Origin of the sequence: Micromonospora sp. DT47, assembly GCF_049844475.1 — a bacterium.
Taxonomy (GTDB): Bacteria; Actinomycetota; Actinomycetes; order Mycobacteriales; family Micromonosporaceae; genus Micromonospora.
Genome location: NZ_JBNCLC010000013.1, coordinates 126,511 through 145,787, shown reverse-complemented (window position 1 = coordinate 145,787; position 19,277 = coordinate 126,511). Strand labels below are relative to the sequence as shown.

Sequence of the window (19,277 nt, the reverse complement as noted above, 5' to 3'; positions counted from 1 at the left end):
CAAGCGCTACACCGCCCGACACATGTTCCGGCTCATGGAAACCGCCGGAAGGACTTGACGAGCCATAGAAGCGTCAAGTGGAGCCCGACACGCCGGCAGCCACGCTGTCCAGTCTCAGGACCTGCGCCACACATCGGTATCAGAACCTGCGTGACACCGGCTTGGCCACCTCAGCGCGCCAGGCGCGTCACCTCACGGTCGACCCTTGTCTAGACAAGCGCGCCCGCGCACTGCCAGGCCAACCTTGACCTCGTCGAAGTCCTCGCTTGGCTACGCGCCGTCCACGACCATCAGGATCTGCGATGCAGAACGTAGCTGTGACCAGCCGTCCGTACCTCAGCTCGCTTCCAGAGCGTCGGCGCGGCGCGTCAGGTCTGCCGCGATGTCGTCCCAATCCGGGCCGTGAAGCCACAGGTTCTGCGCAGCCTCTCGCATCAGCACCGGCTCGTCGGGCCGCTGCAGGAGCACCAGCCGATAGGCCAGGTTGCGGACCCATACCGGCAACAGACCGTCAGCCACCTGCGGGCACAGCTCATGCAACATGGCGAGGATCGAGTCCGCGTCAGCGAAGGTCAACTCTTCGACGAAGTAGTGCACTCGGTGCTCGCCATCGCACTCTGGCTTAGGTCGGTACTCGTCTCCGTAGAGACACCGGGCGTGCTCAGTCAGGGTGCTGTGCATGCCCCGAGCCTAGGACGCCATGATCCGCAGGGCCCAACTTGGCGAGCAAGATCGTCTAGCCGGATCTGTCACCCACGTCCCGAGGCTGATCTGTCATCCACGCACGTCCTGAGACCCGACATCGCCGGCAGCCGGCCGGTCGAACGTATGTTCGAGTAGCGTGGTGGGGGTGGAAGTACGTGGTCGGTGGTGGAACGGGGCGTGGGGCCGCATGGCCCGGCGGGATATCTGGCTTGTTCTCGACGGTCGGCTCTGGCGAGTGCGTGGCCGCCTGGGTGGTGACGGAGGGCAGGAGGTCTCGTACGACTTCCCGGACGAAGCATCCGCCCGCTCCATGGTCGACCGGATGATGAAGACCTCGGCCGGCGCCTGGCGCAACCTCACCGAGGCGGTCCGGCAGGAGGCCAGCCGCCGGCAGACTCACTATCCATGCCGGCCGCTGGCGGGGCAACAATCAACGACAGGCGTCCGCGTGGACGTGAACACCGCACCACGTCGGCAGATCGGTTGACTGTGATGATTGGCGTCGGTGCTCGAACCCCCGCCGCGGCGAACTGCTCGGCCTCCGCTGGTCGGACGTTGATTTGGACGCCGCGACCCTGACTGTCAGGCAGAACCTTGTGCGGGCAAGCGGTGAGCTGCGAGTGCAGGCGCCAAAGACCCGGCGGTCCCGGCGTACCCTCCCGCTACCTCTGCCGGTCGTGGCGGCGCTTCGGCAGCAACGGGAAAGGCAAGCCAAGGAACGTCTCGCAGCTGGCTCTTCATGGGCGGAGAACAGCCTGGTTTTCTCGACCTCGCTTGGCACGCCGATTGAGCCTCGCAACCTGACCCGGCACTTCTACAGCATCCGGAGCCGAGCTGGGCTCCCAGAGATCCGCTTTCACGATCTCCGGCACACCTGTCTGACACTCCTGTTGAGCTTGGGCACCCCGCCGCACATCGCGCAGGCCATCGCGGGTCATTCCCACGTCGATGTGACCATGATGATCTACGCGCATACCGGACTGACCGAGCAGACGGAGGCCCTGCGAAAGCTGGGCGAGGCCTTTGGCTCGGACGGCTGATGTCAGAAATGGATGTCAGACACCGCCGCCGACGGACAGACCAGCTGGTGTGGGGCGAGTTTTCCCTGGTCATGTACTGGTGGGCGCGGCAGGTTTCGAACCTGCGACCCCTCGCTTGTAAGGCGAGTGCTCTCCCACTGAGCTACGCGCCCGGAACGCCCGTACGAGCGGGCCGGAGGTGGGCAAGCTTACCTGCCGGCCTCCGGCCCGGTCGAACGGTATGCCCCGGTCAGGGGGTCAGGCGGAGACCGCCTCGGCGAGGGCCTTGCGCCAACCCTGCTGGTCGCGCGCCTCGCCCGGCATGTTCATCTCGGCGAACCGGACCACGCCGGCCTTGTCGATCACGAAAGTGCCCCGGTTGGCGATGCCGGCGACGTCGTTGAACACGCCGTACGCCTGGGCGACCGCCCCGTGCGGCCAGAAGTCGGCCAGCAGCGGGAACTGGTAGCCCTCCTTCTCGGCCCAGATCTTGTGGCTGTAGACCGAGTCGACGCTGACGGTGAGCACCTGGACGTCGTCGTTGACGTACTCGTTGAGGTTGTCCCGCACCTCGCAGAGCTCGCCCTGGCAGATGCCGGTGAAGGCCAGCGGGTAGAAGACCAGCAGCACGGTGCGCCTGCCGCGGAAGTCCGAGAGCCGGACCTCCTGGTTGTTCTGGTCCTTGAGCACGAAGTCCGGCGCCTCGGCGCCAACCTCGATCGGCATGCAAGCTCCTCGGGAGTTGAGTCTCGGTGACGTCAGCCTGCCACACCCGGCGGCGGACGCCGCCGGGTCACGGACGCGCAGGCTACTTCTTGCCCTTGGACCCGCGGCGCAGCACGAGGCGGGCGCCGCTCCAGTCCCGGCCGGCGTTGATCGTCGAGGTCTGCTGGAGCCCCGCGGTCTGCGCCGACTCGGCGACCTCGCTCGGCTCGACGTGCCCGTCGCGCCCGGCCTTGGGGGTCAGCAGCCACACGACACCGGCGTCGGCCAGCGGGCCGAGGGCGTCGACGAGGATCTCGAAGAGGTCACCGTCGCCGTCGCGGTACCAGACCAGCACCGCGTCGACCACCTCGTCGGTGTCCTCGTCGACCAGATCTCCACAGCGGTCGGTCAGGGCGTCCCGGAGATCCTGGTCGACGTCGTCGTCGTACCCCATCTCCATGACGACCATCCCCGGCTCGAGTCCGAACCGGTCCGCCAGGCTGCGTACCCCGTCGGCGGCCTGACCAGCGGTCGCGCTCACTGTCGCGTGCCTCCTCATCTCATCCCTGCTCGCGGCGTCGGGTGACGCCGTCAGGCAAAGTCCACACAGTTCCGGCCCACGGCGCAAGTGGCGCACCGGGTGGAACGGAATTTACCGTGCCAGCAGCGTACGGGCACCCTGGGTAATGGCTTCCTCCGAGACCAGAACCTGACGGGCTGCCGGACCTAATGGTACAAACGAGTCAACTCCGGCTACTCGTCGCGCCGCGCCCACAAATCCGGCATCCACCAGCGCGGCGATGATCCCCTCGCCGACCCCGCCTGAGCGGCGCGTCTCGTCCACGACCAGCACTCGACCGGTCGCCGACGCCTCCCGGAAGAGGTCCGCCACCGGCAGTGGCGAAAGCCACCGCAGGTCCACCACCCGGGAGCCGATCCCCTCGTCGGCCAGGGTCGCCGCGGCCCGCAGCGACATCCGTACCCCGTTACCGAAGGTGAGGATCGTTACGTCCTCGGCCGAGCCGACGCCGTAGACCCGGGCCCGGCCGATCGGCACGTGCCCGGCCGCCCAGCCGCCGGGCTCCGCGTACGCCCCCAGCCACTCGCCGTCGCCGGCCTCGTACAGATCGCGGGTGTGGTAGAGCGCGATCGGCTCCAGGAAGACGCAGACGCTGCCGTCCACCGCCGCGCTGGCCAGGCAGGTCCGCAGCATCGGCGCGGCGTCGTCCGGCCGCGCTGGCACCGCGACCACCAGGCCCGGCACATCCCGGAGTACGGCCACCGAGTTGTCGTTGTGGAAGTGCCCGCCGAACCCCTGCTGGTACGCCAGCCCCGCCACCCGGACCACCATCGGGTTGCGGAACGCCCCGCCGGAGAAGAACTGCATGGTGGCCGCCTCGCCGCGCAGCTGGTCCTCCGCGTTGTGCAGGTACGCCAGGTACTGGATCTCCGGCACCGGCAGCATCCCGGCCAGCCCGGCCCCCAGCCCCAGGCCGAGCACCGAGGTCTCGTCCAGCAGGGTGTCGAACACCCGCGCCGCGCCGAACCTCTCGCGCAGCCCCTTCGTCACCCCGTACACCCCGCCCTTGGCGGCGACGTCCTCGCCGAAGACCGCCATGCCGGGGTGGTCGAGCATCCCGTCGGCGAGGGCGGCGTTGATGCTCTGCGCCAGGGTGAGCGGGCCGGCCAGCTCCGGCGGCTTCGCGCCGAACACCTCCGCCCGGGCGCCCGCGTTCGGTCCACCGGCCCGGGCCGCCGCCTCGGTCACCGCGGTGGCGACCCGCAGCGGCCGGCGCGGGGCCAGCGGGGCCACCACGTCGGCGGCGCTGCCGAGCTTCGGCTCGTCCAGCACCTCCTCGGCGACCCGGCGCACCTGCCAGCCCCGCTCGTCGTACCGGGCGAGCAGCTCCTCGCCGGTGGCCACGCCTGCCTCCACCAGCAGCCGGGCGGTGGCCAGTACCGGGTCGCGCGCCTCGTCGGCGGCGATCTCGGCGACGCTGCGGTACGCGGTCTCCGCGTCCGCCCCGGCGTGCCCCATCAGCCGGACGGTCCGCAGGTGCAGCACGGCCGGCCGGCGGTGCCGGCGCACCCAGGCCGCAGCCTCGGCCGCCACCGCGTACGCCTCGAGCGGGTCGGCCCCGTCGGCAGAGAAGTACCGGACGCCGGGGCGGGTCTTCAGCGCCCGGTCCACCCAGCCCTCCGGCGAGCGGACGCTGATCCCGAGCCCGTTGTCCTCGCAGACGAAGAGCACCGGGATGCGCAGGCCGGTGTGGTCGTACCAACCGGCGGTGTTGAGCGCGGCGGTGGCGCTGGCGTGGTTCACCGAGGCGTCACCGAAGGAGCAGACCACGATGGCGTCCCGGGGCCACGGCGAACGGCGCGTCCCGGCGTCGCCGTCGCGTAGTCCGGCGGTGTCCAGCCGGCGGAGCCGCTCCACGGCCAGCCCCAGCCCGACGGCTCGGGGCAGGTGCGAGGCGATGGTGGAGGTGGTGGGAACGATGGCGAGGTCGGCCCGGCCGAAGACCTTGTGCCGGCCCCCGGCGATCGGCTCCCGGACGGAGGCGACCATCCCGCGCAGCACGTCCCGGGCGGCCCCGGTGCAGGCGTCCTCCCGGACACCGACCGACCCGGTGGCGCCGGGCGTCGCCCCGCCGCCGGCGGCGTGCGGGCCGCCCGAGGACGGGTCCGCGGTGGCCACCGGACGGACGGGTGGATCGTCGATGGCGGAATCGTCGGACGGGACCGGTTCGGCGGTCCCGTCGGCGTCCACCCGGTAGGCCACCACTCCCGGACCGCTGGTCCCACCCGGGCCGACAGGCACCCCGCCCGGGCCGACAGCCCCGAGCCCGCCCGCTCCGACCAGCACCTCGTCCGCTCCGGCAGGCACCTCATCCGGCCCGGCGAGCACCTCACCCGGGTCGGCGGACGCCTCGTCCGGGCCGCGGAGCGCCTCACCCAGGCCCGGGATCGCCTCTTCCGGGCCGGGCGCCTCGTCGGGGTAGCGCTGCCGCGGCACGGTCGCCGGGTCCACCACCGTGGCGGAGGAGACCGGCGTGGCGGCCGTACGCCCGCAGGGGAGGTCCGCCACGCCACCGGCGGCCGCGGGTGTGCGGTCGTCCTGCGTACCGTCGGCGGCGGCCACGGCGGGGAACTCGCCGGCGGCCTGGGCGGCGCGGAGGCAGTAGAAGGCGCCGGAGCGGTAGTGCAGCAGCGCCGGGTCGGTCGGCCGCAGCGCGGCGGCGATCGCGGCGTTGGCCTCGTGGCCGGCGGAGCCGATGGTGTAGAAGCCCTCGCCGAAGCTGCGCAGCCAGCGACCGGCCAGGTCGAGCTGGCGGCTGGTGACCTGGGCGTCGAAGAGGGCGAGCAGCTGTCGCCCGGTCAGCGCGGCGCCCTCGCCGACCGGCGCGGCCGGGTCACGGCGCCGCTCGGGCTCGGGCAGAGCGCCCAGGGTCTCCCGGAACCGGCCGTCGAGATCTTTCGGGGTGGTCACGTCGGACAGCATTACCGACGAAGGCCAGGGTCGCCCACTCAGACACGATCCGCCCGGGCGGTTCTCACTCCGTCCCGCACTGCTCCGGGCAGCCGCCGTCGGAGACCTTCCAGACCAGCTCGCGCAGGGTGGCGAGCTCCTCGGTGCTCAGCCCGGCGAGCAGCCGGGAGTCGGACATCACCCGGCGCACCCGCTCGCGCACCCGACGGCCCGCCTCGGTCACCAGCAGGGTCTTCTGCCGCCGGTCGGCCGGGTCGACCCGACGCTCGACCAGGCCGGCCTGCTCCAGCTTGTCGACCAGGGCGGTCACGTTGGACCGGTCGCAACGCAGCTGCTCGGCCAGGTCGCGGGCGGGCAGCGGGTGGTCCGGGTCGAGTTCGTGCAGCGCGCGGGCGGCGGCCGGGGTCAGCCCCAGCTCGGCGATCTCGACGTCCTGGTAGTGCCGCATCGCGGAGGCGATGTGCATGATCCGGCGCACCGCGTCGCCGGCCAGCCCGGAGCGGTCGCCCAGGTCGGACCCGGTGGGGACGGTGCTCTGCGTCATGTCTGACATCGTACTTGCGGGTCAATAGTTGAGTAGCTCTACTATTGACGAACTCAAGCATCTGCGGCGGGCACCGGGCACACCCCGGGCCAGCTGCGCCAGCTGCTCACCGGCGGCTGACCCGCCAGCAGCGCCCGGCGGGTCAGCCGGGGAGGAAGGAGAAGCGGACCTGACGGGTGGGGTTGTCGCCGTTGGTGTCGACCAGGCAGACCGACTGCCAGGTGCCGAGCTGGAGGCGCCCGTCGACCACGGGCAGCGTCGCGTACGGGGGGACGAACGCCGGGAGCACGTGATCGCGCCCGTGACCGGGTGAGCCGTGCCGGTGCCGCCAGCGGGCGTCGGCGGGGAGCAGGTCGTCGATCGCCCGCAGCAGGTCGTCGTCGGAGCCGGACCCGGTCTCGATGACCGCCAGCCCCGCGGTGGCGTGCGGCACGAAGACGTGCAGCAGGCCGTCGCCCTGACCGGAGACGAACCGCTCGGCCTCGGCGGTGATGTCCCGGACGGTCGGCCGGGACCCGGTCTGGACGGTGATCACCTCACTGCGCATACGGCGCATTCTGCCGCAGCGGCTCAGGAACCGCCGCCGCTCCCGCCACAGTTGCCACCGCCACCACCGCCCCAGTCGCCCCCGCCGTCGGCGGGCGACTGTTGCCCACCCGCTCCGCCGTCGGGTGCCGGTGTGTACGGCAGGTACGCGCCGTCGCCCTGGTGCTCCCGGTAACCGGGCGGGAACCGGCGCGCGTCGCGGATCAGCCCCACGCCCAGCAGCACCAGCAGCACGCCGACGACAACGCCGAGCAACGGAAGCCGGAGCGGGTCGAGCACTCCCCTGCCTCCGCGCGCCATGACTGCGACGGCGGCCGGCAGGAGGGCCACGCCCACGGCCGCCATCGCCCCGCCCACCAGGACCGGTCGCTGCCGCATGCCGGCAGGGTAGCCCCCGGTGCGAGCGGCAGGTTCCTAGCGCACCCGCCGGTCGCACAAAGTTACTGGTGGGTACCTGTGTTGAGCGTCGCGTCCGGGGCACCTAGACGTGACGACGGGTGCCACCAGGGGGCAGGATGGCGGCAGAGAACTATCCCACACACAAACCGAGGGAACGCCTGTGGCTACGGAACGCAAGCGCCCGGTGATCACCGCTGGTCTGCCGAGCCAGCTTCCGGACACCGACCCTGAAGAGACCGGCGAATGGGTCGAGTCGCTCGACGGCGTGATCGACGAGCGCGGAACCAAGCGCGCCCGCTACGTCATGCTGCGCCTGCTGGAGCGGGCCCGCGAGCGCCAGGTCGGGGTCCCGTCGCTGACCACCACCGACTACATCAACTCCATCCCGCCGGAGCGCGAGCCGTGGTTCCCGGGTGACGAGCACGTCGAGCGGCGGATCCGGGCGTACGTCCGGTGGAACGCGGCCATGCTGGTGCACCGGGCGCAGCGTCCCGAGATCAGCGTCGGCGGGCACATCTCCACCTTCGCCAGCTCGGCCTCGCTCTACGAGGTGGGCTTCAACCACTTCTTCCGGGGCAAGAACCACCCGGGCGGCGGCGACCACATCTACTACCAGGGTCACGCCTCCCCTGGCATGTACGCCCGGGCGTTCCTCGAGGGCCGGCTCAGCGAGAACCAGCTCGACGGGTTCCGGCAGGAGCTCTCGCACCCCGGCGGCGGGCTGCCGTCGTACCCGCACCCGCGGCTGATGCCGGACTTCTGGGAGTTCCCCACCGTCTCCATGGGTCTCGGTGGCCTGAACGCCATCTACCAGGCCCGGTTCAACCGGTACCTGCAGCACCGCGGCATCAAGGACACCTCCGACCAGCACGTCTGGGCCTACCTGGGCGACGGCGAGATGGACGAGCCGGAGACGCTCGGCGCGATCGGCGTGGCCGCCCGCGAGGAGCTGGACAACCTCACCTTCGTGATCAACTGCAACCTGCAGCGCCTGGACGGGCCGGTGCGGGGCAACGGCAAGGTCATGCAGGAGCTGGAGGCGTTCTTCCGGGGCGCCGGCTGGAACGTGATCAAGGTGGTCTGGGGCCGGGAGTGGGACCCGCTGCTCGCCGCGGACACCGACGGCGCGCTGGTCAACCTGATGAACACCACGCCCGACGGTGACTACCAGACCTACAAGGCGGAGTCCGGCGCGTACGTCCGGGAGCACTTCTTCGGCCGCGACCAGCGGACCCGCAAGATGGTCGAGCACCTCAGCGACGACGAGATCTGGAACCTCAAGCGGGGCGGCCACGACTACCGCAAGCTCTACGCGGCCTACAAGGCGGCGACCGAGCACACCGGACAGCCGACCGTGATCCTGGCAAAGACGATCAAGGGTTGGACGCTCGGCTCGCACTTCGAGGCCCGCAACGCCACCCACCAGATGAAGAAGCTGACGCTGGAGGACCTCAAGCTCTTCCGCGACCGGCTCTACCTGGATATCCCGGACAAGGTGCTGGAGGAGAACCCGTACCTCCCGCCGTACATCAACCCGGGTGAGAAGTCCGACGAGATCGCGTACCTGAAGGAGCGACGCCAGCAGCTCGGTGGCTACCTGCCGTCCCGGCGGACCAGCACCAAGCGGCTGACCATCCCGGGCCCGGAGCGGTTCGCCGACGTCAAGCGCGGCTCGGGCAAGCAGAAGGTGGCCACCACGATGGCCTTCGTCCGCCTGCTCAAGGACGTGATGAAGGACAAGGAGTTCGGCAAGCGCTGGGTGCCGATCATCCCGGACGAGGCCCGTACCTTCGGCATGGACTCGCTCTTCCCGACGGCGAAGATCTACTCGCCGCACGGCCAGCGCTACACCTCGGTCGACCGGGAGCTCTTCCTGTCGTACAAGGAGGCCACCGGCGGGCAGATCCTGCACGAGGGGATCAACGAGGCCGGCTCGGTCGCCTCGTTCACCGCGGCCGGTACGTCGTACGCCACGCACGACGAGCCGATGATCCCGATGTACATCTTCTACTCGATGTTCGGGTTCCAGCGCACCGCAGACGGGCTCTGGGCGGCCGCCGACCAGATGGCCCGGGGCTTCCTGCTCGGCGCCACCGCCGGCCGGACCACGCTCAACGGTGAGGGCCTCCAGCACGAGGACGGGCACTCGCACCTGATCGCCGCCACCAACCCGGCGGTGGTCGCGTACGACCCGGCGTTCGCGTTCGAGATCGCGCACATCATGGAGAACGGCCTGCACCGGATGTACGGGGAGGCGCAGGAGAACGTCTTCTACTACCTCACCGTCTACAACGAGCCGATCCTCCAGCCGGCCGAGCCGGAGGGCGTGGACGTCGAGGGCATCGTCAAGGGCATCTACCGGTACTCCCCGGCGCCGCAGGTGGACGGGGACGCGCCGAGGGCCAACATCCTGGCCTCCGGCACCGGCATGCAGTGGGCGCTCAAGGCCCAGCAGCTGCTCGCCCAGGACTGGGGCGTGGCCGCCCACGTCTGGTCGGTGACCTCCTGGACGGAGCTGCGCCGGGACGCGGTGGAGTGCGAGGAGCACAACCTGCTCCACCCGGGCAGCGAGCCGAAGGTGCCGTACATCCAGCAGAAGCTGGCCGACGCCGACGGGCCGAAGGTCGCGGTCAGCGACTGGATGCGGGCGGTGCCGGACCTGGTCGCCCGCTGGGTGCCCGGCGACTACACCTCGCTCGGCACCGACGGCTTCGGCATGTCGGACACCCGGCACGCGCTGCGCCGGCACTTCCACGTCGACGCCGAGTCGGTGGCGGTCGCGACGCTGCGTCAGCTCGCGCTGCGCGGCGCGATCCCGGCCAACGTCCCGGCCGAGGCGGCCAAGAAGTACGCCATCGACGACGTGAACGCGGCCCCGGTCGGCGAGTCCGGCGGCGAAAGCTAGTCCCGCGTACGACGGAAGGGCCCGGCGCACCCCGCGCGCCGGGCCCTTCCCCCTTCCCCCGTCGATCATGGAGTTGTGGTGGGCGCGAAGGGGTGGGTAACGGGTCGGAACGGGCGCCACAAGTGCATGATCAACGGGGCGGGAGCAGAGCGGCGGTGGTCCGGCGTCCCTGGCGGGGAGGCCGGACCACCGCCGTCGCGGGTGGCGCCGGAGGACTCGGCCTGCTCAGCCGACGGCGGCCAGATCGGTGAGCCGGGCGAGCGAGTCCTCCAGATCGGCGCCGACCCGACGCAGCCCGAGCCGCAGCAGCGCGGCCTTGACCGGGCCGGCCGGCCAGCGGACGACGATGAGCCGGGCGATCGTCCCGCCCTCCTCCTCGTCGGGAGTGAGCTGGACGTAGATCTCGGTGCGCGCCTCGGCCCGGGCGCCGGCGCCCTTGGCCCGCTCCCGCCAGCCGATCAGGGTGGGCTCCTGGTAGGCGATCACCTCGGCCTCGTGCGCCGAGCCACGCCCGGCCTGGACCAACTGCCGCCGGCCGAAGCCCTCCCCCGAGAGGACCTCGGCCGCACGGATCCCCGCCAGCCAGGCCGGCAGCTGCTCGGCCCGCTGAACAACGTCCCAGACCGCTTCCACCGGCGCCGCCACGTGCGCGCTGCGTTCCACGAGGATCATTTCTGTCTTCCCCCACTGAGGACATCCGCGATATTCGGCACTCTATGCGCAAAATTGGACGTACCTGGACGGGTTCCGTAAAGACACGCCGAAAAGCCTTGCGTTCCGATCGTCGCCGGCCTATGGCGCATCGCGATTCCGCCCCCTAGAGTCCCGAACACGCTTCGCGTTTCTGGAGGGCGAATGTCGACCGCGCCGCTGCCCGGCTTCCCCGCCGGCTTCCGCTGGGGGGTCTCCACCTCCGCCTACCAGATCGAGGGCGGCGCCGGCGCCGACGGGCGGGGACCGTCCATCTGGGACACCTTCGCCCACAGCCCGGGCCGGATCGCCGACGGCAGCACCGGCGACGTGGCCTGCGACCACTACCACCGGCACGCCGAGGACGTCGCCCTGATGGCCGGGCTGGGCGTCTCGGCGTACCGGTTCTCGATCGCCTGGCCGCGGGTGCAGCCCGACGGCTCCGGGCCGGCCAACGCCGCCGGGCTGGACTTCTACGACCGGCTCGTCGACGACCTGCTCGCCGTCGGGATCGACCCGGTGGCCACGCTCTTCCACTGGGACCTGCCGCAACCCCTGGAGGACGCCGGCGGCTGGCTGAACCGGGACACCGCGCACCGGTTCGCCGGGTACGCCGACCTGGTCGCCGCCCGCCTCGGCGACCGGGTGAAGCTCTGGATCACCCTCAACGAGCCGTTCATCCACATGAGCCTCGGTCACGGCACCGGGCTGCACGCCCCGGGCCGCTTCCTGCTCTTCGACGCCTTCCCGGTGGCCCATCACCAGCTGCTCGGGCACGGCCTGGCGGTCGCCGCGCTGCGCGCCCGCACCACCAGCCCGGTCGCGATCGCCAACAACTACTCCCCGGTGGTGCTGCGCGGCGACACCGACGCCGACCGGACGGCCGGCCTGGCGTACGACGGGCTGCACAACCGGCTCTTCACCGACCCGCTGCTCGGCCGGGGCTACCCGCCCGGCTTCGACCCCGCGGTGGTGCGCGACGGCGACCTCGACGTGATCGCCGCACCGATCGACCTGCTCGGGGTGAACTACTACAACCCGACCGGCATCCGCGCACCGGAGGAGGATTCGCCGCTGCCGTTCGACCTGGTCCCGCTGGACGGGTACCCGCGGACCGCCTCCGACTGGCCGGTGGTCCCGGAGGGGCTGCGCGACCTGCTGGTCGGGCTGCGGGACCGGTACGGCGACGTCCTGCCGCCGATCCAGGTCACCGAGAGCGGCTGCGCCTACGACGACGCGCCGGACGCCGACGGCCGGGTGCACGACCCGGAGCGGATCGCGTACCTGGACGGGCACCTGCGCGCGGTGCGGGCGGCGATCGACGCCGGCGTCGACGTGACCGGGTACTTCGTCTGGTCGCTGCTGGACAACTGGGAGTGGGCGGAGGGGTTCACCAAGCGCTTCGGGCTGGTGCACGTCGACTTCCGCACCCAGGTCCGGACGCCGAAGTCGTCGTACGCCTGGTTCCGGGACCAGGTGGTCCGGCGATGACCACCGTCAACCCGACGCCGGCCTCGCTGCCGGCGGCGCTCGCCGAACCGGTCGTCCCGGTGCGGCGCGGCTGGATCGCGCTGATCTTCGCGGCCAACCTCGGCGTCTGGATGGCCTTCTTCACCCCGATCCAGGTGCTGCTGCCACAGCAGGTGGAGCGGATCGCGCCGGCCGACAAGGAGGCGATGCTCGCCGTCGTCACCGGGCTGGGCGCGCTGGCCGCGGTGCTCGCCAACCCGCTGGCCGGTGCGCTGTCCGACCGCACCTGCCTGCGGCTGGCCGGCCGGGAGTTCGGCCGGCGGCATGTCTGGACCGCTGGCGGGGCGGTGCTCGGCGCGCTCGCCCTGGTGCTGCTGGCCCGGCAGCAGACCATCGCCGGGGTGGCGCTCGGCTGGGTCGCCGCCCAGGTCTGCTTCAACGCGATGCTGGCCAGCCTCACCGCCGCCATCCCGGACCGGGTGCCGGTCGTCCAGCGCGGCGGGGTCTCCGGGTGGGTGGGCATCCCGCAGGCCCTCGGCCTGGTCGTCGGCGCGGTGCTGGTCACCGCCGTGGTCAGCGGCACCGCCGCCGGGTACGCCGCGATCGCGCTGGCCGTGCTGCTGCTGTCGCTGCCGTTCGCGCTGCTCACCGCCGACGACCCGCTGCCCCGGCAGCATCGGCCGGCGCTGCGGCTGCGGGAGCTGGTCGCCTCGATGTGGATCAGCCCGCGCCGGCACCCGGACTTCGCCTGGGCCTGGATCACCCGGTTCCTGGTCCAGATCGGCAACGCCCTGGGCACCCTCTACCTGCTGTACTTCCTCACCGACGCGGTGCGCCACCCCGATCCGGAGGGGGCGCTGCTGGTGCTGATCCTGCTCTACACCGTGGGGATGATGCTCACCGCCGTGGTCGCCGGCCGGCTGTCGGACCGCTCCGGCCGGCGCAAGGTCTTCGTGATCACCTCCGGGGTGATCATGGCGGTGGCCGCGCTGCTGCTGGCCGCGGCGCCGGTGTGGTCGACGGCGGTGGTCGCCGCGCTGCTGCTCGGCGCCGGCTACGGCGTCTACCTCTCGGTGGACGCCGCGCTGATCACCGAGGTGCTGCCCCGCGCCACCGACCGGGCCAAGGACCTCGGCGTGATCAACATCGCCAACTCGGCGCCGCAGGTGCTCGGCCCGGCGATCTCCGCCCCGATCGTCGTGCACCTGGGCGGCTACCCCACCCTGTACGCCGCCACCGCCGCGGTCACCCTGCTCGGCAGCGCGCTGGTGCTCAAGATCCGCGCCGTCCGCTGACCCCTGGCGGAAACGGCTGGCCGGCGGCCGTAGGCTGGTGCACGTGACGGTACGTGTGCGCTTCGCCCCTTCCCCGACCGGTATGTTCCACGTCGGCGGCGCCCGCTCGGCGCTGCAGAACTGGATCTACGCCAAGCAGCAGGGCGGGGTGTTCGTGCTGCGCATCGAGGACACCGACGTGGCACGGAACAAGCCCGAATGGACCGAGGGCATCCTCTCGGCGATGGACTGGATCGGCATCGCCCGGGGCAGCTACGAGGGCCCGTACTTCCAGTCGTCGTACGCGGTCGAGCACCGCGCCGCCGCGCAGCGGCTGTACGAGTCCGGCCGGGCGTACTACTGCGACTGCACCCGGGAGGCCGTGCAGGCCCGGACCGGCTCGCAGTACCAGGGATACGACGGCTTCTGCCGGGACCGGGGCCTGGAGCCGGGCGAGGGGCGCGCGCTGCGCTTCCGCACCCCGGACGAGGGCGAGACCGTGGTGGTGGACCTGATCCGCGGCGAGCCGACCTTCGAGAACAAGCTGATCGAGGACTTCGTCATCGCCCGCGGCGACGGCTCGCCGGTCTTCCTGCTCGCCAACGTGGTCGACGACATGGCCATGGGGATCACCCACGTGATCCGCGCCGAGGAGCACCTGCCGAACACCCCGAAGCAGCAGCTGCTGTGGGACGCGCTCGGGGTCAAGCCGCCGGTCTGGGCGCACGTGCCGGTGGTGGTCAACGAGAAGCGGCAGAAGCTCTCCAAGCGGCGGGACAAGGTCGCCCTGGAGGCGTACAAGGACGAGGGCTACCTCGCCGACGCGATGCGCAACTACCTGATGCTGCTCGGCTGGGCGCCGTCCGGCGACCGGGAGATCGTGCCGTGGTCGGTGATCGAGGAGGAGTTCCGGCTGGAGCAGGTCAACCCCTCCCCCGCGTTCTTCGACGAGAAGAAGCTGCGCGCGTTCAACGGCGACTACATCCGGGCGCTGCCCGTCGACGAGTTCGTCGCGGCCTGCCAGCCGTGGCTGACCGGCACCGACACCATCGCGCCGCCGCCGTGGCAGCCGGAGGAGTTCGACGCCGAGGCGTTCGCCGCGGTGGCGCCGCTGGCCCAGACCCGGATCGCGGTGCTCAGCGAGATCGTGCCGAACGTCGACTTCCTCTTCCTGGCCGACCCGCTGATCGACGAGGCCGCCTGGGCCAAGGCGATGAAGGAGGGCGCCGCCGAGCTGCTCGACGCGGCGATCGCGGCGTACGAGGCCGTGGAGGCGTGGGACGCCGAGACGCTGAAGTCGACGCTGGAGGCGGTGGGCGCCGAGCGCGGCCTGAAGCTGGGCAAGACCCAGGCACCGGTCCGGGTGGCGGTCACCGGCCGCACGGTGGGGCTGCCGCTGTTCGAGTCGCTGGAGGTGCTCGGCCGCGAGCGCGCCCTGACCCGGCTCCGCGCCGCCCGGGTCCGCCTGGTCTGAGCCGTACCGACGAAGGGGCCCGCCGGTGTTCCGGCGGGCCCCTTCGCCGTACGGGCCTGGGCCCGCCCGGGGCGTGGGCGACACGGTTGCGCCGACATGGCGGTGTCCCGTGATCGCGCCAGGTCGCCGATTCGGGGCGGATCATGGGGCGGACGGTGACCTCGGCGGTGTCAGCCGCCGGCCCGGCGGCGGCGCAGCAGCAGGGCGGCGGCGGCGAGCGCGACGACGACGAGCCCGGCACCGAGCATCCACGGCCAGGCCCGTCCGCCGTCCTCGTCCCGGCCGTCGGCTGACGTCGCCGCGGTGGCGACGCTCGCCGACGGGGCCGGCGCGGTGGCGGACGGCGACGGGGCCGGCGCGGTGGCGGACGCGGACGGCGGCTGGGCGGCCGTGCCGGTGGTCAGGGTGAAGCGCACCTCGCCCTTCACCGGATGGCCGTCGCTGGACGCCACCTGGTAGCCGACGATGTAGAGACCCGCCTTTCCGGCCCTGAACGGCACGTCCACCCGGCTGCCGGTGAAGCGGGGCGTGCCGCCCACGGCCGGCACGCTGTCCGGTCCGACCACTGTGATCTTCGTCGTGGTCGGGTCGGGTCTGGCCAGGAACCGCAGCTCGATCTCGGCCGGCGCGGCCGCCACCCGGGCACCGTCGGCCGGGTTGCTGCCGGTCAGCGAGTTGTGCGCGAACGCCGGCGTGGCCGGCAGCAACGAGACACCGAGCGCCACGCCGACAAGCGCTGGCGAGGTCCGCGCCACCCGTGCGACCCTGCCCCCCATGAAGTCCTCCGCAAGGTTACGATCCGCCCGCTGATCATGCGGCTGCCCATTAGTCGGTCCCGGATCGCAGATAGTTCCAAATACTGTTCCAGCAGCTGCAACCGAACGACGTTCTGCGGAGTCTTTGAGGTGAGGGTCCGGCCTGCCGGCACGGTCACCGACGTCGACCAACGCGTGACCTGCAGCACAGCCATCCATCGAACGGGGCGAGGAGGCGGCGATGGTCGGAAGGGTGAGGCGACTGCTCGGCGCGGTCGTCACGGGCCTGGCGGCGATGGTGGTGCTGACCGCCGGCACCGGCACGGCGGCCCAGGCGGGCCGGGCCGCGCCCAAGCCGCCGCCGGCCGGGGTGGACATCACCGGCGACGGGCTGACCGAGCCGCTGCGGCTGCGGGCCGACAGCCAGCCCGCCCACGTGCTCGCGGTGATCGACCAGGTCAACTGGTTCGGCCGCACCGGAAGCCGCACCGGGCCGAAGGCCGCCGACCTCGGTCCGAAGTACACGGTCGTGGTGCTCGCCGGGAACGCGCCGAAGCAGACCTATGACCTCTACCCGCTGGCCAAGGGCGGGCCGCGGGTCTACCGGCCGGCGAAGCAGCCCGACCGGCGCAAGACCAACGCCGGGTGGTTCCTCGGCCGGCTCTCCATGTCCGAGACGCTGCGCACCGCCGGGGTGCCGCTGGAGCGGCAGTTCGACACGGTCAGCGGCGGGGTCGGCGGCGGCGAGCGGGTGATCCCGGAGGAGGCCCTCAACCCCGCCGAGGACATCGGGGAGGCCTTCGGTGAACTCCAGCGACTGCTGCTGCTCAACGCCGCGGTGATGCTGGTGATCACCTCCGGGCTGGCCGGGATCGCGCTGCTGGTCCGCCGCCGTACCCGCTGAGCCCGCGCGGCCCCCGGTCCGGCCGGACGGCTCAGACCTCCAGCACCACCTTGCCGCGCACGTGCCCCGCCTCGACCAGGCGTTGGGCCTCCGCGGCCTGCGCGAGCGGGAAGGTCCGCTCGACGTGCACGGTGAGCCGGCCCGCGTTGACCAGACCGGCCAGCACGCTGAGGTCCGCGGTGGACGGTTTCACGAAGACGTAGCTGCCACCGAGCCGGCCGACGTGCTCCGGGTCGGCGGTGGAGATCAGCCGGGCCGGGCGGGACAGCACCTCGGCCGAGACGTCCAACGCCTCCCCGCCGAACAGGTCGAGCGCCACGTCCACCCCGTCGGGCGCGACCGCGCGGACCCGGTCCAGCAGGCCGTCGCCGTAGCTGACCGGCTCGGCACCGAGCGAGCGGACGAAGTCGTGGTTGGCCTCGCTCGCGGTGCCGATCACCCGGTCGGCGCCGAGCGCCCGGGCCACCTGCACGGCCAGGTGGCCCACCCCGCCCGAGGCGCCGTGCACCAGCACGGTGTCCCCGGCGCCGGTACGGGCCAGCTGCAATGCCTGGTAGGCGGTGAGGGCGGCCAGCGGCAGCCCGCCCGCCTCGGCCCAGGACGCCTGCGTGGGCTTGTCGGCCAGGCAGCGCTCCGGGGCCGGCACGAGTTCGGCGTACGTGCCGTACTGGATGTGGTCGCGCCGGACGTACCCGATCACCTCGTCGCCCACCGCGAACCCGGTCACCGCCGGCCCGGCCGCGACCACCTCGCCGGCGGCATCCCAGCCGGGCACCAGCGGGAAGTGGCCGGGGATCGCCCCGGTCAGGTGCCCCTCGCGGATCTTCCAGTCGACCGGGTTGACCCCGGCGGCGCGGACCCGGACCAGCACCGTGTCCGGCCCGACGGGCGGGTCGGGCAGTTCCCGCAGGGCGAGCTGGTCGGCTGGACCGTACGCGTCGATCGCGATCGCCTTCACCGTGCTCACGCTAGTGCGGTGTCCACTAACGTTCACCGGCTTTGCGCTGGGTGTTGTGGATCCTCGCCGTGGCGGCGAGCGACTCCCCTCCGGGTGGTGGGGCGGGCCTCCGCAGGCCAACTCGACCCTCACGCCGCCGATGGGGCGCGGGGCGGCGGGGGTCACGTCGGGACCGGCCGGCACCGGGTAGGTGCCGGCCGGCTCGACGGTGCGTGACCACCTGCGGCAGCACGCTGGCTGTCCCAGTGGTGGGTCCGCCGCCCGGAACACGGGTGGCGATGGTGGCCGCCGCGACGAGGTCGCGGTGCCCGGAGAAACGGCAGTGTGGGCAGGACAGGGTCCGCCCTCGGGGTTTCGGCACTCGCCTTCGGCAGGTGGGGCAGGTGGAGGAGGTGCCGCGTTCGTCGACCAGCCGGACCGTGATGCCGGCCAGGGTGGCCTTGTCGATCAGGACCTGGATCAGCCGGCCGATCTGCCACTGCCGCAGCCGCAGATTGTGCCGCCGCCCCGCCGGCAAGTCGAGCACCCCGCGCGGGTCGCCGACGTGCAGCACACCGATGCGTTGTCGGGCGGCCCAGGAGACGACCGTGCGGGCGGCTTCGTGGTGGGCCTGGCGGACCCGCCGCCGATGCCGACCCTCCACGAGGCGTGCCCGACGCCGGTACTGCCGCCACCGCCGTGATCCCCGCTCGCCTGGTTTGGGCGCCCGGCGGGAGACGGCGCGGCGGCGGGCTTTGGTGTCGGCCAGGTGCATGCGGTGCTCGGCCCGGATCGCCCGCCCGGACACCAACAGTCCCTCCCCGTCGGGGCCGGCCACGGCGTAGGGGTGGATGATCCCCAGATCCACCCCAGCCACCCGACCCGCATCCGGCTCCTCACCGAGCGGGTAGACCGCCAACGGGACCTCGGCCGTGACGTCGAGGAACAGCCGGCCGCCCTCGCACACCAGGGTGATCGACCGGATCTGTTCCACCGAATAGGGCAGGTCTCGCCCCAGTCGGACCCATAGCGGCGCTGTGCCTTTGGCGGTGGGGATGCGCACCCTCCGGCCGTCGAGGGTGAACGTGCCGTGATACCAGCGCACCGGCACCAACCCCCGCCGCCGGCGCGGGAACCGGGCTAACACGTCACCCCCGTTGCGGCGCTTCGCCGCCGCGAACCAGGCATCGGAAAACCGGCGCAACACCGACCGGGCACCCGTGGAGTCAAGCTCGGCGAACGCGCCCGGCCCGGACGCCGCCAACTCCCCGCACAACCGCTGATAACCAACCAACGGCGCGTCCCCGCGGCGGCGGCGCCACGCGTTGACCTCCAGCACACACGCCCACACGTCACCCGCGGAGCGGAGCAGCCTGAAGCACCGCCGCCGCTGCCCGTCCGTCACCCGCACCGCGATGCGCGCGGTGCGGTGCACGACTGGCGGCGCGGACGGATCTCGA

The 19,277-nt window shown here is 72.1% G+C and carries 18 protein-coding genes and 1 tRNA gene; 7 read left to right on the top strand and 12 right to left on the bottom strand.

From position 1 onward, the window contains the following. Positions 1-336 precede the first annotated feature (336 nt). Positions 337-597 (bottom strand): hypothetical protein, encoded by a 261-nt coding sequence (locus ACLQ2U_RS20685; protein WP_425752348.1) that lies wholly within the window; start codon positions 595-597, stop codon positions 337-339. Positions 598-892: 295 nt separating this feature from the next. Between ACLQ2U_RS20685 and ACLQ2U_RS20680 the strand changes: the two genes are divergently transcribed. Further along, positions 893-1,192, top strand: coding sequence for a hypothetical protein (locus ACLQ2U_RS20680; RefSeq protein ID WP_425752347.1), 300 nt, complete (start codon positions 893-895; stop codon positions 1,190-1,192). Positions 1,193-1,235: 43 nt separating this feature from the next. Further along, positions 1,236-1,745, top strand: a complete 510-nt coding sequence (locus ACLQ2U_RS20675) for a site-specific integrase (protein WP_425752358.1) — start codon at positions 1,236-1,238, stop codon at positions 1,743-1,745. A gap of 77 nt (positions 1,746-1,822) precedes the next feature. Here the strand turns inward: ACLQ2U_RS20675 and ACLQ2U_RS20670 are convergent. From ACLQ2U_RS20670 to ACLQ2U_RS20640, 7 genes are all read right to left on the bottom strand, one after another. Continuing rightward, positions 1,823-1,897, bottom strand: a tRNA-Val gene (locus tag ACLQ2U_RS20670). 85 nt (positions 1,898-1,982) lie between these two features. After that, positions 1,983-2,450: a peroxiredoxin gene (locus tag ACLQ2U_RS20665; RefSeq protein WP_425752346.1), complete on the bottom strand. Its 468-nt coding sequence runs from the start codon at positions 2,448-2,450 to the stop codon at positions 1,983-1,985. A gap of 82 nt (positions 2,451-2,532) precedes the next feature. Continuing rightward, on the bottom strand, positions 2,533-2,970 hold the full coding sequence (locus tag ACLQ2U_RS20660) for a DUF3052 domain-containing protein (RefSeq protein ID WP_425752345.1): 438 nt from the start codon (positions 2,968-2,970) through the stop codon (positions 2,533-2,535). A gap of 111 nt (positions 2,971-3,081) precedes the next feature. Next, positions 3,082-5,931, bottom strand: coding sequence for a thiamine pyrophosphate-dependent enzyme (locus tag ACLQ2U_RS20655; protein ID WP_425752344.1), 2,850 nt, complete (start codon positions 5,929-5,931; stop codon positions 3,082-3,084). Positions 5,932-5,983: 52 nt separating this feature from the next. Continuing rightward, complete coding sequence (locus tag ACLQ2U_RS20650) at positions 5,984-6,463, bottom strand: MarR family winged helix-turn-helix transcriptional regulator (protein ID WP_425752343.1); 480 nt, start codon at positions 6,461-6,463, stop codon at positions 5,984-5,986. Between the two features lie 142 nt (positions 6,464-6,605). Continuing rightward, positions 6,606-7,010: a secondary thiamine-phosphate synthase enzyme YjbQ gene (locus ACLQ2U_RS20645; RefSeq protein ID WP_425752342.1), complete on the bottom strand. Its 405-nt coding sequence runs from the start codon at positions 7,008-7,010 to the stop codon at positions 6,606-6,608. A gap of 23 nt (positions 7,011-7,033) precedes the next feature. Further along, positions 7,034-7,387 carry a hypothetical protein gene (locus ACLQ2U_RS20640; protein ID WP_425752341.1) on the bottom strand — a complete coding sequence of 118 codons (354 nt, stop codon included), beginning with the start codon at positions 7,385-7,387 and terminating at the stop codon, positions 7,034-7,036. 181 nt (positions 7,388-7,568) lie between these two features. Here ACLQ2U_RS20640 and aceE point away from each other — a divergent pair, with 181 nt between their 5' ends. Then, the gene (aceE, locus tag ACLQ2U_RS20635) at positions 7,569-10,313 is read left to right on the top strand and encodes a pyruvate dehydrogenase (acetyl-transferring), homodimeric type (protein WP_425752340.1); all 2,745 of its coding nucleotides are present in this window, start codon (positions 7,569-7,571) and stop codon (positions 10,311-10,313) included. 225 nt (positions 10,314-10,538) lie between these two features. On the opposite strand, the gene ACLQ2U_RS20630 is transcribed toward aceE, so the two are convergent. Then, positions 10,539-10,985, bottom strand: a complete 447-nt coding sequence (locus ACLQ2U_RS20630; protein ID WP_425752339.1) for an SRPBCC family protein — start codon at positions 10,983-10,985, stop codon at positions 10,539-10,541. Positions 10,986-11,168: 183 nt separating this feature from the next. Between ACLQ2U_RS20630 and ACLQ2U_RS20625 the strand changes: the two genes are divergently transcribed. Genes ACLQ2U_RS20625 through gltX form a run of 3 tightly spaced genes read left to right on the top strand, consistent with a single transcriptional unit; the run spans position 11,169 to position 15,221 of the window. After that, the gene (locus ACLQ2U_RS20625; protein WP_425752338.1) at positions 11,169-12,494 is read left to right on the top strand and encodes a GH1 family beta-glucosidase; all 1,326 of its coding nucleotides are present in this window, start codon (positions 11,169-11,171) and stop codon (positions 12,492-12,494) included. Continuing rightward, positions 12,491-13,768, top strand: coding sequence for an MFS transporter (locus ACLQ2U_RS20620; RefSeq protein ID WP_425752337.1), 1,278 nt, complete (start codon positions 12,491-12,493; stop codon positions 13,766-13,768). The genes ACLQ2U_RS20625 and ACLQ2U_RS20620 overlap by 4 nt, the downstream gene beginning before the upstream one ends. 43 nt (positions 13,769-13,811) lie before the next feature. Beyond that, the gene (gene gltX / locus ACLQ2U_RS20615) at positions 13,812-15,221 is read left to right on the top strand and encodes a glutamate--tRNA ligase (protein ID WP_425752336.1); all 1,410 of its coding nucleotides are present in this window, start codon (positions 13,812-13,814) and stop codon (positions 15,219-15,221) included. A gap of 170 nt (positions 15,222-15,391) precedes the next feature. Here the strand turns inward: gltX and ACLQ2U_RS20610 are convergent, their stop codons facing one another. Continuing rightward, positions 15,392-15,997, bottom strand: a complete 606-nt coding sequence (locus ACLQ2U_RS20610) for a copper resistance CopC family protein (RefSeq protein WP_425752335.1) — start codon at positions 15,995-15,997, stop codon at positions 15,392-15,394. 220 nt (positions 15,998-16,217) lie between these two features. Between ACLQ2U_RS20610 and ACLQ2U_RS20605 the strand changes: the two genes are divergently transcribed. After that, complete coding sequence (locus ACLQ2U_RS20605; protein ID WP_425752334.1) at positions 16,218-16,880, top strand: hypothetical protein; 663 nt, start codon at positions 16,218-16,220, stop codon at positions 16,878-16,880. A gap of 31 nt (positions 16,881-16,911) precedes the next feature. Here ACLQ2U_RS20605 and ACLQ2U_RS20600 read toward each other — a convergent pair whose 3' ends face one another. Further along, a complete protein-coding gene (locus ACLQ2U_RS20600; protein WP_425752333.1) occupies positions 16,912-17,847 on the bottom strand; it encodes an NADP-dependent oxidoreductase in 936 nt (311 codons plus the stop codon). A 16-nt stretch (positions 17,848-17,863) separates the two neighbouring features. Next, positions 17,864-19,222 (bottom strand): RNA-guided endonuclease InsQ/TnpB family protein, encoded by a 1,359-nt coding sequence (locus tag ACLQ2U_RS20595; protein WP_425752332.1) that lies wholly within the window; start codon positions 19,220-19,222, stop codon positions 17,864-17,866. Positions 19,223-19,277 lie beyond the last annotated feature (55 nt).